Origin of the sequence: Cnuibacter physcomitrellae, from assembly GCF_014640535.1 — a bacterium.
Lineage (GTDB): Bacteria > Actinomycetota > Actinomycetes > Actinomycetales > Microbacteriaceae > Cnuibacter > Cnuibacter physcomitrellae.
Genome location: NZ_BMHD01000001.1, coordinates 831,462 through 846,957 on the forward strand (window position 1 = coordinate 831,462; position 15,496 = coordinate 846,957).

A 15,496-nucleotide genomic window follows, 5' to 3' on the forward strand; every position below is an offset into this window, starting at 1 on the left:
GCCCGGGATCAGGCGCCGTGGAAGCGCCCGCGCGGGACGACCATGGGGGTCCCGGAGACCGGGTCGGGGACCACGGTCGATCGGAGGCCGAACGCCTCCGCGACCACGGCGTCGGTGAGGACGTCCGCCGGAGGCCCGGACGCGACGACGCGCCCCGCCGACATCACGACCAGTCGCGTCGCGTAGCGCGCCGCGAGGTTGAGCTCGTGCAGCACCACGCCGATCGTCGTCCCGCGCGTCCGGTTGAGCTCGGTGAGCACGTCCATGACCTCGATCTGATGAGCGATGTCGAGGAACGACGTGGGCTCGTCGAGCAGCATCACATCGGGATCCTGGCAGAGCACCATCGCGATCCAGACCCGCTGGCGCTGACCGCCCGACAGCTCCGAGACGGCACGGTCCGCCACCTCGACGAGGCCCGTCCGTTCCAGAGCATCCGCGACGGCCCGATCGTCGTCGTGGGTCCAGCGGCGGAACCAGCCCTGATGCGGGTACCGGCCCCGAGCCACGAGGTCGGCCACGAGGATGCCGTCGGGCGCCGCCGGCTGCTGCGGCAGCAGGCCCACACGGGAGGCGAAGGCACCCCGCGCGATCGAGCGCGTGTCGGCGCCGTCGAGGAGCACCCGTCCGCTCATCGGGCGGTTCAGTCGGGCGAGACCGCGCAGCAGCGTCGACTTCCCGCATCCGTTCGCGCCGATGAGCACCGTGAGCGACCCGGGCTCGAGCGTGAGATCGACCCCGTGCACGATCTCCGTGCCGTCGTAGCCGACCGACAGGGCCTCCGCCGTGATCGTCGCCGTCATCGCCTCATCCTCCGAGTCCTCTCCTGCCGAGCCCGGCGAGGAGCCACAGCATGTACGGGGCCGCGAGCAGGCTCGTGATCACCCCGACCGGCACCGAGACCGTGAAGCCCGCGAACAGGTGCTGAGCGATCAGGTCGGAGGCGGTCACGATGACCGCGCCGGTGAGCGGTGCCGCGACGAGGGCCAGGCTGCCCTCGCCGACCAGCCGCCGAGCGATCGGAGCCGAGGCGAAGGCGACGAACCCGATGACGCCGGTGAACGCGCATCCGATCGCCGCCAGGCACACCGCCAGCCCGAGGAGGACGAGGCGATCGCGAGCGACATGGACGCCCAGCTGAGCGGCCACGTCGTCTCCGAGCGCCAGGGCGCTGAGCGGGCGGTGCAGGACGCGCAGGGCGAGCATGAGCGCCGCCCCGACTCCCGCGACGATCGCGATCTCGGGCCAGGTCGCACCTTGCACGCTTCCGGCGAGCCACGCGAACGCCTCCTGCGCACGCCGGACGTCGGCTCGGGCGATCAGGTAGCCGAGCAGCCCCGAGGCGACGAAGGCGACGGAGATGCCGATGATCACGAAGCGGAAGCCCGACACTCCCCCGGTCCCGGACAGCAGCGCGATGACCGCAGCAGCGAGGAGCGCTCCGCCGAAGGCCCACCCCGCCACCGCGATGCCGCTCGCGCCGAGGATGAGCGTGGAGAAGGCGGCGCTGAGCGCGGCGCCCCCCGTGACGCCGATGATGTCGGGGCTCGCCAGCGGGTTGCGGAGCAGCGTCTGGAACACAGCACCCGCGAGGGCGAGCTCGGCGCCCACCAGCGCGCCCATCACCCAGCGCGGGAGCCGGAGGCTCCACACCACGAACTCGCTGCTCCCCTGGCCGACCAGCGTCGCGACGACGTCGGACACCGGCACACCGCTCGCGCCGAGGATCAGGGCGAGGAACGCCGTGACGAGGAGAAGGCCGACCAGGACGGCGCACACGGCCAGCTGCCGCAGCGCCGGCCGCCGCCGGACGCGGGCGACGAGGACGGCGGGATCGACGACCTCGGTCGACGGCCCCGCGGGAGGAACGATCGTCGCGGTCACAGCGCCAGCAGCTTCGAACGGCGGACGATCGCGATGAGGAGCGGGGCGCCCAGCACGGCCAGCACGACGCCGACCTCCACCTCGGCGGGCATGACCACCACGCGCCCCAGGACGTCGGCGAGGATCACGATCACGGCTCCGAAGACGGCGGACAGCGGCAGGATCCAGCGGTAGTCGATGCCGACCAGCCGTCGCGCCGCCCAGGGCGCGATGAGTCCCAGGAAGGCGAGCGGACCGGCCAAGGACGTCGCGGAGGCGGCGAGCACCACGATGACGGCGGCCGAGACGCCTCGGGCCACCGCGACGTTCTGGCCGAGCCCGGTCGCGACGTCGTCGCCCATCGCCAGCAGGTTGAGAGTCCGGCCGAGGAACATCGCCACGACCACCGCGACGAGCACGATGGGCGCGACCACGACCAGACCGTCCCATCCCCTCCCGCTCAGGGTGCCGACCTGCCAGCTGCGGATCTGCGCCAGCGCCACGATCCGGTTGAGCAGCAGGACCGTGGTGAGGCTCGTGAAGATCACCGTCACGGCCGCGCCCGCGAGCGCGAGCTTGACCGGGGTGGCGCCCTCCCGGCCCACCGAGGAGACGCCGTAGGTCAGCGCGGCGGCGGCCGCAGCTCCGGCGAACGCGAACCAGATGAACTGGGAGCTCGAGGTGGCGCCGAAGGCGACCACGCCGATGACGGCGGCGAAGGCGGCGCCGGCGTTGAGCCCGAACAGGCCAGGATCGGCGATCGGGTTGCGGGTGATGCCCTGCATCAGCGTGCCCGCGGCGCCGAGCGCGAGACCGACGAGGAGCCCGGTGAGGGTCCGCGGCACCCGGATGTCGCGGATGACGACCTGGTCGTTGTCGGAGAGGTCGGGCGACACGATCGCCCGCACCACGCTGCCGAGGTCGACCGTGCGGGTGCCGATCGCCAACCCGAGCGCGACGGCGACCGCCAGTGCGACGACGCAGATGGTGACGGCGATCAGGACACGGCGACCGGAGGGGCGGGTGGTCGATCTCCGCAGCACGCGCGTGGGCGCGTCGATCGCCGTCTCGGTCATCGCACCCAAGTATGGCATGCCTAACCTAAGGACGGCCCGGCCCGCGCCCGAGCTCGTGTTCGCTTCCGGGGCGGTGCCCCGGAAGCGGGGACAGGATTCGACTCCCCACCGCCCCTCCACACGCGACTGCGTCGCGCGCGGAGCCTCTGGCGGCGTGGGCCCACGAACAGCTCCGCGTCCGGGGCACCGCAGCGGGAACGACGAAGACCCCCGCCCTGTCGGGCGGGGGTCTTCGTCGTTTTCGATGCGGGGACAGGATTTGAACCTGTGACCTCTGGGTTATGAGCCCAGCGAGCTACCGAACTGCTCCACCCCGCGGCACGAGAATCAACTCTAGCACGGGTTTCGCGTGGTCATGACCACAGGGCCGGGAACGTCGCCTGGATGCGGTCGGCGTCCTCCGGCGAGACACCGGCGGCCGCGGCGAACCGCGGCCAGGACGCCACGGCGTCGCGCACCCGATCGAGCACGGCGAACCGCTCCGGCACCTGGAACCGATCCGCCACGGCGAGGAGCTCCGCGCGCCCGATGTCGTCGAACCGCCCCTCCACGCTCATCAGGTGCTGATACGTCCACGCCCCCGCCGGGTTGTAGGCGTACGTGATGTCGTAGGCGGGCGCGAGCCGCCAGGACGCCGGCCCGTCGTGCGGCGCGTCCAGCAGGAACGAGAAGTTCTTCGTGTGGTCGTCGCAGTTGCGTGCGGCGACGTTGAAGACCATCCGCCGGAACGCCTCCGTCATCGCCTCCTCGCCGAGGTCCAGGGCGGCCACCGTCTGCAGGTACTGGGCGTAGTCGTGAGTCCCGCGCTGGCGGTAGTCCAGCTCGGCCATCGCGCAGAGCGTCTGGAGATGGATGCGCCGCGCACCGTCCTCGGGATCGGTGCGGTCGAACCGCTTCGTCATGAAGTGGGCTCGGCCGTTCTCCTCCAGGAGGCGGCAGGGCGACATCTCGATGCCCGCCTCCAGCGCCATGAGATGGTACGCGTACTCGATCCGGCCGTAGCCCGCCGAGCTCCCGAGCTCGGTGTCACGGCCGACGCCGTCGAGCTTGATCATCCACTGCTCGAACCCGGTCTCCGCCGGCAGCTGACCGGATCGCACCTCGCCCGTCTCGGGGTTCCACGCGATGATCGCCTTGGCCCGCGCCCCTCCCGCGGACGTCCCGACCTGGATCAGGGTGGCCAGGGCCGCGGCGGCCTCGGCGTCGCCCTCGATGCGCCCCGAGAGCGCGCTCCGAGCGCCCACGACGAGGTCGCTGAGCTCGAGAGCGGTCGGCTTCCGCCGCTGCGGCCCCCGGGTCGGCCGGAACTCGAGCGCCCCCATCCCCCGCGACCCGAGGTAGGCCAGACGGTCCAGCGGCGTGATGCTCGACCGTGCCACACCGTGAGAGGCGAGGTACGCCGTCACCAGCGCGTTGCCGAAGTCGTCGGGCAGCGCATCGGCGACGAACGGAGGCAGCCGGTGGAAGGTTGCCTCGGGCAGGGAGGGGTACGCGCTCAACGGCCGTGACAGCGGCGTCGTGAGCGGAGCCAGCTCGATGCCCGTGGCGCGCCACCCGGGCGCGTACTCGAACGCGTACGAGCCGCTCCGAGCATCCGGGGCCAGCGCACCCACGAGCTCGCCCCACGCACGCACCTCCACCACCGAGACGGGCGTGTAGGCCATCAGCCCTCCCCTCGACGCGATGCCCGGCGAGGGGCCTCGGCCGCCCCCTGACGCTGGAGCATGCGCAGCGGGCTCACGGAGATCTCGGGCTCCAGCGCGTCGATCCACCGCTCGCGTCCCAGCGCCCTCAGCACCTTCACGAGGGTCGAGACGCTCGAACCGCGTCCGGACTCGAGGTTCTTCACGGATCCCACGCTGACGCCGGCCCGTTCCGCGACGTCGCTCTGCGCGAGATCGGCCGCGAGCCGCAGCGCGCGGATCCGCTGGCCGAGACGGCGCTCCCATTCCTCCGAACTCAGATCGACTGACATAGGGACAAGATTATGGCTATAAGCGGCCAAATGGCCACGTATAGCCAATATCTTGTCTCTTATTGTCAGTTCTCCGAGGCGGCGATGGCCTGGGCGATCGCATCCTTGAGACGCTTGTCCGCCTCGCCGTACGCCGCCCAGTCGCCCGCGGCCATCGCCGCGTCGCGGTCGGTGAGCGCCTGCTGCGCGGCGGCGAGCGCCGACATCACGGCCGGGTCGCCGGTCGCGCCGGACGGCGAGCCGCCCGACCCTCCCGTGCCGCCCGAGGTGCCTCCGCCCGTGTCGCCCGATCCGTCGGACGGGGTCACGGACTGGTCACCCGCCTGTGCACCCGAATCGCCGCCGAAGAGGGAGTCGAGGGCGCCGTCGAGCGTCGACTCGAAGGCGATCTTGTCGCCGAACGACACCAGCACCTTCTGCAGCAGCGGGAAGCTCGTCTCCCCTCGGGACTGCACGTACACGGGTTGGACGTACAGCAGCCCGCCGCCGACCGGGAGGGTCAGCAGGTTGCCGCTCAGCACCTGGCTCTCGCCCTGTCTGAGGAGGTTCAGCGCCGAGGACACGCCCGGGTCGGAGGAGAAGCTGTTCTGCACCTGTCCGGGCCCGGGTATCGTGTCGTCCTTCGGCAGGTTGAGCAATCGGAGCTTCCCGTAGTCGTCGGACTTCACCCCCGCCTCGGAGCCGGCGTTCGAGTCGACCGCCAGGTACCCGGTGAGCACGCTCCGCGACGACTCCGACTGCTCCGACAGGGGGATGAACGTCGAGTACAGCGAGTACTCGGGGGTGTCCTGCGTGGGCATCTGCAGCGTGAGGTAGTACGGGGGCTGCAGCGTGGGGTTCGACGTCGACGAGGTGGGATCGTTCGGCGTGGCCCAGGCGTCCTCACGGGAGTAGAACGACCCCGCGTCGGTCACGTGGTACTGGCCCAGCACCGAGCGCTGCGCCTTGAACAGGTCGGCCGGGTAGCGCACGTGGCTCATCAGTCCGCCGCTCATGTCGCTGATCGGCTTGAGCGTCGACGGGTAGATCTTCTCCCAGGTCTGCAGGAGCGGGTCGTCCGGATCCCACGCGTAGAGCGTGACCTTCCCGTCGTAGGCGTCGACGGTGGCCTTGACCGAGTTGCGCACGTAGTTGACGTCGTCGAGCCTCACGCCCTGGGTCGAGGTCTTGGTGTCGCTGATCGCGTTCGACCACGACTGGGTCTGCGAGTACGGGTAGTCGGCCGAGGTCGTGTATCCGTCGACGATCCACACAACCCGTCCGTCGACGACCGAGGGGTAGGGGTCGGAGTCGATCGTGAGGTACGGCGCCACCTTGGAGACGCGGTCGGCCGGGTCGCGGTCGTAGAGGATCTGCGACTGGTCGTTGACCGCATCCGAGAGGAAGATCTGCTCGGACTGGAACTTGAGGGCGTACACCAGGCGCTTGAAGACGTTGTCGAGCTTCGGCCCGCCGTCGCCGGAGAACGTCGTGTACGTCTGCTGCTGGCCGTCGGTGCCCGACGGGTAGTCGAGCTCGACCGGGGTCGTGCCCTCCGGCCCGCCGACGATCGAGTACGGCGGCGAGTTCTCGCCGAAGTAGATGCGCGGCTCGAAGTCGCCCAACGACCCGGTGGTGGGGATGCCCGACTCGAGGAAGACGGGCTGGCCGTCGCTCGAGCGCTGGTTGCCGTAGGCGGCCACGAGACCGTAGCCGTGCGTGTAGACGACGGTCTGGTTGTACCAGGTCGCGCTCGAGCCGAGCTGGTCGATGTTCAGGTCGCGGACCGTCACCACCGCATCCTGCACCTGGCCGTCGATGTCGTAGCGGTCGACGTCGAGGTCCTCGGGGAACTGGTAGTACTGCCGGAACTGCTGCAGCTGCTGGAACGACTTCGTCACCAGCGACGGGTCGAGGATGCGGATGTTCGCGGTCGTGGCGGCGTCGTTGCGAAGCGCCCCGGGCTCGGCGTCGGTCGTCGCGTCGTAGGCGATCTCGTCGACGTCGGCGACGTCGTACGCATCCCGCGTCGCATCGATGTTGCGCTGGATGTACTCCGCCTCGAGCGTCCGCTCGCTCGGATCGACCTCGAACCGCTGCACGATCCACGGATAGAGCGATCCCAGCACGAGACCGAGGACGATGAGCATGGCCGTGCCGATGATGGGGAGCCGCCAGCGGCCGATGACCGCCGCCACGAGGAAGAGCACCGCCACGATGGCCGCGATGCCCGCGAGGATCGTGAGCCCCGGGATCGTCGCGTTGACCGCCGAGTAGTTGGCGCCCGTGAAGCTCCCCGAGTTGTTGGTCAACGTCGCGAACTGGTCGAGGTAGATGCTCACGGCCTGGAGCGCGATGTAGACGAAGGCCGTCACCGCGATCTGGATGCGCGCGATCTTCGAGATCCGCACCTCGCGCTGGCTGAAGCGGATGGCGCCGTAGAGGTAGCTGGTCGCGATGGCCGCGAGTCCCGCCACGATGACCACGGCCGAGGCGAAGCCGACGACCCCCCGCCAGAACGGCAGGTCGTACATGTAGAAGGAGATGTCGAGCCCGAACTGCGGATCGGTCTGGCCGAACTGCGTGCGGTTGAGGTACTGCAGCGTGAGCTGCCAGCGCGAGGCCGTGGCCACACCCGCGAAGAGACCGAGCAGGGCGGGCACGCCGAACGTCGCCACGCGACGCAGGGGCTCGATGACCTGCTGGTAGCGGTCGAGCTGGGAGTTGAGCTTGGCGTAGACGGGACGCCAGCGGAAGGCGATCTCGATCGACGCCCAGACCGGGACGGCCATCGCGAAGAAGCCGACGAGGAACATCACGCCGGCGGCGAACCACTGGGTGGTGAGGACGCTGAGGTACCCGAGCTGGTCGTACCACAGCACGTCGGAGTACAGCGTGGCGAAGACGAAGAAGCCCACCGCGAGCGCGACCACCACCGCTATCGCGATCGCGAGCGTGACCCTCGTTCTCCGTGCCGGCTTCTCTGCTTGTTGGGAAGTCACGTTCGCCTCTGTGCTCGCTATCGGTTCCGGACTCGCTCTGGATGCGAGTCGATCCTACGACGGCGCCGGGTGTGCACCGCCGTCGGGACTCGTACCGCCGATCCTATTGACCGCCGTCTGAGAGGGCGCTGGCGGTCGCGTCGCAGGTCGGTAACGACGACAGGTCGCCGCCCGACTCGATCGTCTGGAGCACGGTCATCGCGTCGTCGAGCGTCGAGACCTTGAAGACCGAGAGACCGTCGGGGATGTGACCGACGACCTCGTCGCAGTTGGCGGCGGGGGCGAGGAAGTACTGCGCGCCGGCGTCGCGCGCGCCGACCATCTTCTGGCGGATGCCGCCGATGGCGCCGACCGTCCCCGCCGCGTCGATGGTGCCGGTGCCGGCGATGCTCTGACCGCCGTTCAGCTCGCCGGGGGTGAGCTTGTCGATGATGCCGAGCGCGAACATCATGCCCGCGCTCGGGCCTCCCACGTCGTCGAGCTGGATGTCGACGTCGAAGGGGAACTCGAACACGTCGGCGCCTCCGACGCCGATGGCCGGGCCCTGGATGGCGTCGGAGTACTGCGGGGTGATCTCGAGGGTCTCCTCGGTGCCGTCCTCGTGCCGGACGACGAGGCTGGCGGGCTTGTCGGTCCCGTTCTCGGTGATGACGGCGCGCAGCTGGTCGACCGCGGTGATCGGGGTGCCGTTCGCGGAGATCACGATGTCGCCGGGCACGAGCACGCCGTCGGCCGGTCCCCCGGTGGCGACGCTGCCGATGGCCAGCTCGGTGGTGAACGGGATGTCGAGCTGGTGCAGCGCGGCGGCGATCGCCTCCTGCTGGCTGTTCGTCATGTCCTGGGCGTTCTGCTGGTTGCGCTGCTCGGTGGTGGTCCCCTTGGGGTAGATCGCCCACATCGGCACGACGGCCTTGGTGGGATCGAACCACGCGGAGACGACCTGCGCCCACGACGGCGACTGGCTCGGGTTGCCGATGGCCGACACCGTGAGCATGTCGAGCGTGCCGCCGGTGGGATAGGTCTGGCGGCCCTCGATCGTGATGAGCTCGACCGCGTTGCCGTCCTGGTCCTGCGTCCCGAGGGTGTTGAACACCGGTCCCGGCTGCTCGATGACGTAGGGAGCGGGCAGGAAGCTCATGACGAGGGCGGCGACGATCGCCGCGATCAAGAAGGTCCAGCCGAGGGTGACCCGACGGGATCGCGGACGGGTGGTGGCGGGCTCGGGCTGCTCACCGAATAGGCTCACGGGTTCCTCTCGTGCGGTGCCGGGGTGGATGTTCGCCACGGGCGCACCGGTCGGCCTTCGAGCTTATGGGAAAACCCAGCCTGGGCGCTGGGCCAGCGGTTAGCGTAGGAGCACTGTCTGACAGCGGGCCAGGAGTCTCGCGAGAGCGGGCTGCAGGCACCCCGACCGCCCCGGAGGCCCCTCCGGTCACAGGCAGAGCCACCAGAGAGGATCAGCCGTGAGCGATCAGCCCCGAGACGATGGCCAGCCCGAGGACGAGTTCCGCGACATGCTGCGCGCCTTCCTCTCCGGCAACTCCGACATCGATCCGTCCCGCTTGGCCAGCGCGGCCGGCCTCCCGTCCGACCCCGCGGCCGTGTCGAACCTGATGCAGCAGCTGCAGAACGCCATGCAGGCCTCCGGCGACGGCATCGACTGGACGGCTGCCGAGCGCCAGGCGGTCGAGCTGGCCGGACAGGGCGGCACGTCCGTCACCGACCAGGCCAGGGCGCAGTACGACCAGGTGCTCCACGTGTCGTCGCTGTGGCTCGACGAGGCCACCTCGCTCGGCGACTCGGCGCACGCCCCCGGTCTCATGACGCGGGCCGAGTGGGCGAAGGCCACCACCCCGGTGTGGAGCCAGCTGGCCGAGCCCGTCGCCTCGAGCATCTCGGATGCGCTCACGAGCGTGCTCCAGGAGCAGGCGCCCGAGGAGATGTCCGGCATGCTCGCCGGCGCCAGCCAGCTGATGCGCAACCTCGGCGGGACGCTGTTCGCCATGCAGCTGGGTCAGATCATCGGGCGGCTCTCCCGCGAGGTGGTGTCCGGGGGCGACGTCGGCATCCCGCTGCTCGACGAGGGGCGCGCGGTCCTCGTGCCGCAGAACATCGCCGAGTTCGGCGAGGGCCTCGACATCCCCGACGACCAGGTGCAGCTGTACCTCGCCGTCCGCGAGCTGGCCCACGCCCGCCTGTTCCGCCACGCGCGCTGGCTGAGGCTCCACCTCATCAGCTCCATCCGCGACTTCGCCCGCGGCATCTCGATCGACACCTCCCGGCTCGAGGAGCTCGCCGCCGGGTTCGATCCGCAGAACCCCGAGGAGCTGCGCGACGCCATGGCGTCCGGCGCCCTCATCCCGCCGCGCACCGAGCAGCAGGAGCACGCGCTCGCCCGCATCGAGACGACGCTGGCGCTCATCGAGGGCTGGGTCGACGTCGTCACTGCGAACGCCTCGAGCCGGCTGCCGACGTGGAACGCCGTGGCCGAGACCGTGCGCCGCCGTCGCGCCACGGGCGGCCCTGCCGAGTCGGCGTTCGGGGCGCTCATCGGCCTCGAGCTCCGCCCGCGCCGTCTGCGCGAGGCCGCCGCGATGTGGCAGCAGGTGACCGACGCCGTGGGAGTCGAGCAGCGCGATGCGCTGTGGTCGCACCCCGACGTCATGCCGACCGGCGAGGACGTCGACGACCCGGCCGCCCTGATCGCCCGGCTCACCGCCGGCGCGCCGGAGCCCGACGAGATGGACCAGGCGCTCGAAGAGCTCCTGCGTGCCGAGGAGAAGAGCGGCGACGCGGAGGGCGACGACGCGAAGGGCGACGACGGGTCCGACCCGGGCGACCAGCCTCCCGTCGTCTGATCTCGGGCGGGATGCGGCGGGGTGATCGCCGCGCCCGTCTGTGGACGGCGCCGCCGCCCTGTGGAGAGCCCGAGCGGGCTCGTGGCGGATCGGGCATCATGCCGGGCATGATGCTCCGCCTCTCCCCCGATCATCCCGTCCTCTGGCTCACGCCCGACAGCCTGCAGGTCGGGTTCGACACGCCGCTCGCGGTCATCGATCCCCTGCCGTCCGGGGCCGACTCGCTCCTCGGCGTGCTCGAGCGCGGAGTGCCGGACGCCTCTCCCACGGTGCTCGCGACCCGCCTCGGCCTGCGGCCGGAGATGGTCGCGGAGATCCTCGACCGGCTCGCCCCGGTGCTGGTGAGCGAGCGGCGGCCTCTGTCGGGCCGGGTGGTCCTCGTCGACGCGGTCGATCGCTCCGCCACGACCGCGCTGGCCGCTCAGGTCGACGCGATGGGCGGCCGAGCGGTGACCGTGCCGCCGGACGGGCCCGTCGACCTCGCGATCCTCGTCTTCCGCTTCGCCGTGCAGCCGAGGCGGTGCGCCCCCTTCCTCTCGGCCGACGTCCCGGTGCTGCCCGTCGTCTTCGGGGAGGGCTCGGCCTCCGTCGGACCGATCCTCGGGCGGGCGGAGACGTCGGCGGATGCGCCCTGCGCCTGGTGCCTGCACCTCGCGGCCCTCGACGGCGACGACCACTGGGAGATCAAGGCCATCCAGGCCGCCGCCCGTCCCGCGCCCAGTTTGTCGGCGCGCGGCGTGAGCGCGGTCGCGGCGCAGACGGCGACCGAGCTGCTCAGGTGGGTGCGCCCCGGCCCGGCGGCGTCACCCCGCCGGGTCGTGATCGACCTCCGGGAGCATCCGGCCGAGATGCCCTCGACGGTGACGACGCCCAGCCGGCATCCGCGGTGCGCGTGCCGAGCTCTGCCAGGAACCGCGACGGAGACCGGTCCGCCGAGCGCCTCGTCCCCTGGCGCGCCCACGACAGGTGCAGGCGCATCCGGGCCCGTGTGATGCCCACGTAGAACAGGCGGCGCTCCTCGTCGATCGCCTCGAGGCCACCGGCGTGGCTGATCGGCAATAGTCCCTCGGCGGCGCCCACGATGAAGACGTGCGGCCACTCGAGACCCTTGGCCGAGTGCAGCGTGGCCAGGGTGACCGCGCGGACGGTCGGCTCGTGCTGCATGCTCTGCCGCAGCATCAGCTCGTCGGTGAACGCCCGGAACGTGGTGCCTTCGGGCATCTCCTCGGCCAGCCTCATGAGCGCGTTCAGCAGATCCCAGCGCTCCCGCACCGCGCCCGCCGCCGCCGGGGGCTCCTGGCTCCAGCCCCGGGAGCGGAGCACGTCGCTCACCGACTTGAACAGGGGTTCCCCGGTCACGGAGACGGACGCGGCGCGGAGCTCGAGCACGGCACGAGCCACGTCGGGCTGGTCGAAGAAGCGCTTGCCCCCGCGGACCTGGTAGCTCACCCCCCGGTCGGCGAGCGACTGCTCGAGCTCCGGCGACTGGGCGTTGACCCGGAACAGGATGGCGATGTCGTGCGGCTGGACGCCCTCGGCCACCAGCGCGGCCACACGATCCGCGACCCCGTTGGCCTCCGCCCTGTCGTCGGCGTACTCGTCGATGGTCGGCGGCTCTCCCGCGTCGGGCGCGGCGGCATGGAGGGTGAGCGCACCGGGACGTCCGCGCATGAGCCGGTTCGCGACGTCGAGCACCGCGGTGGTAGAGCGGTAGTTCTGCTCGAGCGAGACGACGGTCGCCTCCGGATGCCGACGGGCGAAGTCGAGCAGGTACTCCGAACGGGCTCCCGCGAACGAGTAGATCGTCTGGCTCGCGTCGCCGACCACGCAGAGGTCGTCCCGGTCGCCGAGCCAGAGCCGCAGGAGGTGCTCCTGCAGCGGGGAGACGTCCTGGTACTCGTCGACGACGAAGAACCGGTACTGCTCGCGCACCTGCAGGGCGACCGAGGGCTCCGTCTCGATCATGCCGGCGGTGGCGAGCAGGACGTCCTCGAAGTCGATCCGGCGCTGCTCGTCCTTCATGCGCTCGTAGGTGCGCTGCAGCTCGAGCATCTGGTCCACCGACATCGAGCCCGGCATCGACCGTCTCGCGTGCGCCGCCGACTCGTACTCCTCGAGGCTGAGGTTCGACACCTTGCGCCACTCGATCTCGGCGGCGACGTCCCGGAGGATCGCCGTGTCGACCCGAGCGCGCACGGCGGTCGCGGCGTCGGCGATGAGCCGCGCCTTCGCCTCCAGGATCCGCGGGGCGTCCCCGCCCGCGACCTGCGGCCAGAAGTAGTTCAGCTGCGACAGCGCCGCCGCGTGGAACGTGCGTGCAGCGACACGATCGGCGCCGAGCGGACGCAGCCTCGCCCGGAGCTCGGCCGCGGCGCGACTGGTGAAGGTCAGCGCCATGACGCGATTCGGCGGATAGACGCCGCTGGCCACGCCGTAGGCGATGCGGTGCGTGATGGTGCGCGTCTTCCCCGTCCCGGCGCCGGCGAGGATGCTCACCGGGCCCAGGAGGGCGCGCGCGGCCTCGGCCTGCTGCTCGTCGAGTCCGGCGAGCAGCGCGTCGGGATCCACCTCAGAACCCCGCTTCGGGCAGCGGACCGCCGTACCACCGCTCGATGATCGCGCGCGCGATCGACGAGCGGCCGGGGAAGAGGATCCCGTGCCGGTCGTCGGCGAGCTCGTCCCTCGTGAACCACCGCAGGTCGAGGATCTCCTCGCCGTCGGGCCTCTCGGCGGCGGTGCCGCCGGGGGCGACCCGGGCCAGGAATCCCACCATCAGCGATGCGGGGAACGGCCACGGCTGAGAGCCCACGTACTCGGGGTCGTCGATGACCACACCCGACTCCTCGCCGATCTCCCGGATCGCGGCGGCCTCCAGCGACTCACCCGGCTCGACGAACCCGGCGAGCAGGGAGTAGCGGTTGTTCTCCCACATCGCGTTCGAGCCCAGGAGCAGACGATCCCGGTCGTCGACGACCCCGACGATGACGGCGGCGTCCGTGCGCGGGAACAGCTCGATCCCCTGCACCGTGCAGCGTCGCACCCAGCCACCCGCCTCGGCCCGGCTGGGGGCTCCGCAGCGCGGGCAGTGCGTGTGCGTCCGGTGCCAGTTGCCCACCGCCAGCGCCTCGGTGAAGACCCCCGCGCCCAGGTCGTCGAGCTCGGCGGCGGTCAGGCGGAGATCGAGCCAGCGCTCGTCGGCGGAGGTGCGGTCACCGGGCGTGCCCTCGTGCGCGGGCGCGTCCGGGAGGAAGACGGCCCAGAGCGGCGAGCCCGGCGGGATCGGCCCCGGCCCCTCGAGGGCACGGCCGAGGTAGAGCGTGGAGCCGTCGTCGGCCAGCGGGTCGCCGATGCCTTCCGGGAGACGGTCAGCTGTGATCAGCGCCACCGCGGCGGCCTCTCCTTCGGCGGCGAGGGCGCGCCCGCCGCGGAGCACGACGATCCGCGACGCGTCGTCCGCCCACAGCCTTCGCAGCACGTCCGCGTCGGTGCGGCTGGCGTGATCGCGATCGACGCGCTGTCGCGAGAGCGGGAGGAGGGACTGGAAATCGCGTGACATGGTTTCCCGATCGTGCGTGGCGCGAGCCGTAGCGGGCGGGGGCCCCGCCTACCCTTGCAGTATGGCGAGATCCCACCTCACTCTAGCTGCGCTGGCGGCGTCGGCCATGCCGGGCGCGGACATCGTCGCGACGCGGCCGATCAGCTCGGGGACCCAGGGCCGCTACGACTCGGCCGTGCTCAGCCTGCGCACCGGCGACGAGGTCATCGTGCGGGTCCCGACCGACGACGAGGCCGCCTCCGAGCAGTCGCTCGACCTCGTCGCGCTCCAGGCGCTGACGGCGGGAGTCCGCTCGCGGCTGCCGTTCCGTGTCCCCGGCTACGAGGGTCAGGCGCCCGTCGGCGACACGCGCGCGGTGGTCTACGACTTCATCCCCGGCACCCCCGCCTCGCTGGGCGACATCACCGCCGACGGGGCGACCGCGGGGTCCGTGGGCGCCGCCATCGCGGCCGTCCACACGCTGCCCACCTCCGTGGTCACGGAGGCCGGCCTCACCGTGAACAGCGCGTCGCAGCTCGCCGCCCGGTCGCGCAAGCTCGCGGAGCGCGCCGCGGCGACCGGCAAGGTGCCGCAGGCGCTCTCCACCCGGTGGGCGCTCGCCCACGACGACAGCGCACTCTGGCAGTTCCAGCCGTCGGTGGTCAACGGCACGCTCTCCCCCGAGTCGTTCCTGATGGTGGGCGACCACGTCAGCGGCGTGCTCGGCTGGTCCGGACTCGCCGTCGGCGACCCCGCGGTCGACCTGTTCTGGCTGAGCTCGGCGGCCACGCCCGAGGGCGCGGAGCTCGTCTTCTCCGCCTACGAGCGAGCACTCCCCCGCCCGGCCGACCGGCAGCTGCGCAAGCGCGCCCGTCTGTACGCCGAGCTCGAGATCGCGCGCTGGCTCCTCCACGGCCTCGGCACCCGCGACCAGGGCGTGGTCGGCGACGCCGAGAGCATGCTGGCCAGCCTCGCCTCGAGCGTGCAATCCGACCTCCTCAACCCGCTGTCCACCGACACCGGTCAGGTCATGGCCGTCGAGGAGGTCGAGGCCCTGCTCGACCGCACCCCGGTCCGCACCTCCTCCACCGCCGACCCCGCCTCCCGCATCACCGAGGACTGACCCGCCCGCGCACCCCGCGCACGCGCATCCCGGCCGCAGTCGGGTGGCTAACTCCGGAGATCAGCCCGAATCCGAGCCAACTCCG

11 protein-coding genes and 1 tRNA gene are annotated in these 15,496 nt (G+C 71.4%); 2 read left to right on the plus strand and 10 right to left on the minus strand.

Annotated elements, in window-relative coordinates:
* Window positions 1-8: 8 nt before the first annotated feature.
* From IEX69_RS03980 to IEX69_RS04015, 8 genes are all read right to left on the minus strand, one after another.
* Window positions 9-803 (minus strand): ABC transporter ATP-binding protein, encoded by a 795-nt coding sequence (locus IEX69_RS03980; protein WP_085019817.1) that lies wholly within the window; start codon window positions 801-803, stop codon window positions 9-11.
* A 4-nt stretch (window positions 804-807) separates the two neighbouring features.
* The gene (locus IEX69_RS03985) at window positions 808-1,884 is read right to left on the minus strand and encodes a FecCD family ABC transporter permease (RefSeq protein WP_217348597.1); all 1,077 of its coding nucleotides are present in this window, start codon (window positions 1,882-1,884) and stop codon (window positions 808-810) included.
* Window positions 1,881-2,939 carry a FecCD family ABC transporter permease gene (locus IEX69_RS03990; protein WP_085019818.1) on the minus strand — a complete coding sequence of 353 codons (1,059 nt, stop codon included), beginning with the start codon at window positions 2,937-2,939 and terminating at the stop codon, window positions 1,881-1,883. The genes IEX69_RS03985 and IEX69_RS03990 overlap by 4 nt, the downstream gene beginning before the upstream one ends.
* A 244-nt stretch (window positions 2,940-3,183) precedes the next feature.
* Window positions 3,184-3,257 (minus strand) — tRNA-Met (locus IEX69_RS03995).
* A gap of 35 nt (window positions 3,258-3,292) precedes the next feature.
* The gene (locus tag IEX69_RS04000; protein WP_085019819.1) at window positions 3,293-4,603 is read right to left on the minus strand and encodes a type II toxin-antitoxin system HipA family toxin; all 1,311 of its coding nucleotides are present in this window, start codon (window positions 4,601-4,603) and stop codon (window positions 3,293-3,295) included.
* Window positions 4,603-4,914 (minus strand): helix-turn-helix domain-containing protein, encoded by a 312-nt coding sequence (locus tag IEX69_RS04005; RefSeq protein WP_085019820.1) that lies wholly within the window; start codon window positions 4,912-4,914, stop codon window positions 4,603-4,605. Before IEX69_RS04005 ends, IEX69_RS04000 begins: the two co-directional genes overlap by 1 nt.
* 65 nt (window positions 4,915-4,979) lie before the next feature.
* Window positions 4,980-7,895: a UPF0182 family membrane protein gene (locus IEX69_RS04010; protein ID WP_174604452.1), complete on the minus strand. Its 2,916-nt coding sequence runs from the start codon at window positions 7,893-7,895 to the stop codon at window positions 4,980-4,982.
* 103 nt (window positions 7,896-7,998) lie between these two features.
* Window positions 7,999-9,141: a YlbL family protein gene (locus tag IEX69_RS04015; RefSeq protein ID WP_085021466.1), complete on the minus strand. Its 1,143-nt coding sequence runs from the start codon at window positions 9,139-9,141 to the stop codon at window positions 7,999-8,001.
* 217 nt (window positions 9,142-9,358) lie between these two features.
* Here IEX69_RS04015 and IEX69_RS04020 point away from each other — a divergent pair, with 217 nt between their 5' ends.
* Window positions 9,359-10,753, plus strand: a complete 1,395-nt coding sequence (locus IEX69_RS04020) for a zinc-dependent metalloprotease (protein WP_085019822.1) — start codon at window positions 9,359-9,361, stop codon at window positions 10,751-10,753.
* A 774-nt stretch (window positions 10,754-11,527) separates the two neighbouring features.
* Here IEX69_RS04020 and IEX69_RS04025 read toward each other — a convergent pair.
* Both IEX69_RS04025 and nudC read right to left on the minus strand, forming a co-directional pair.
* Complete coding sequence (locus IEX69_RS04025; protein ID WP_085019823.1) at window positions 11,528-13,321, minus strand: ATP-dependent helicase; 1,794 nt, start codon at window positions 13,319-13,321, stop codon at window positions 11,528-11,530.
* 1 nt (window position 13,322) lies between these two features.
* On the minus strand, window positions 13,323-14,309 hold the full coding sequence (gene nudC / locus IEX69_RS04030) for an NAD(+) diphosphatase (RefSeq protein ID WP_085019824.1): 987 nt from the start codon (window positions 14,307-14,309) through the stop codon (window positions 13,323-13,325).
* Window positions 14,310-14,370: 61 nt separating this feature from the next.
* Between nudC and IEX69_RS04035 the strand changes: the two genes are divergently transcribed.
* Window positions 14,371-15,411 carry a phosphotransferase gene (locus tag IEX69_RS04035; protein ID WP_085019825.1) on the plus strand — a complete coding sequence of 347 codons (1,041 nt, stop codon included), beginning with the start codon at window positions 14,371-14,373 and terminating at the stop codon, window positions 15,409-15,411.
* The last annotated feature ends 85 nt before the right edge of the window (window positions 15,412-15,496 follow it).

What these genes read in the sequence shown, in the direction of transcription:
- IEX69_RS04035 (WP_085019825.1), top strand. Translation starts at nt 14,371, where the DNA reads ATGGCGAGATCCCACCTCACTCTAGCTGCGCTGGCGGCGTCGGCCATG.
- IEX69_RS03980 (WP_085019817.1), bottom strand. Translation starts at nt 803, where the DNA reads ATGACGGCGACGATCACGGCGGAGGCCCTGTCGGTCGGCTACGACGGC.
- IEX69_RS03990 (WP_085019818.1), bottom strand. Translation starts at nt 2,939, where the DNA reads ATGACCGAGACGGCGATCGACGCGCCCACGCGCGTGCTGCGGAGATCG.
- IEX69_RS04005 (WP_085019820.1), bottom strand. Translation starts at nt 4,914, where the DNA reads ATGTCAGTCGATCTGAGTTCGGAGGAATGGGAGCGCCGTCTCGGCCAG.
- IEX69_RS04000 (WP_085019819.1), bottom strand. Translation starts at nt 4,603, where the DNA reads ATGGCCTACACGCCCGTCTCGGTGGTGGAGGTGCGTGCGTGGGGCGAG.
- nudC (WP_085019824.1), bottom strand. Translation starts at nt 14,309, where the DNA reads ATGTCACGCGATTTCCAGTCCCTCCTCCCGCTCTCGCGACAGCGCGTC.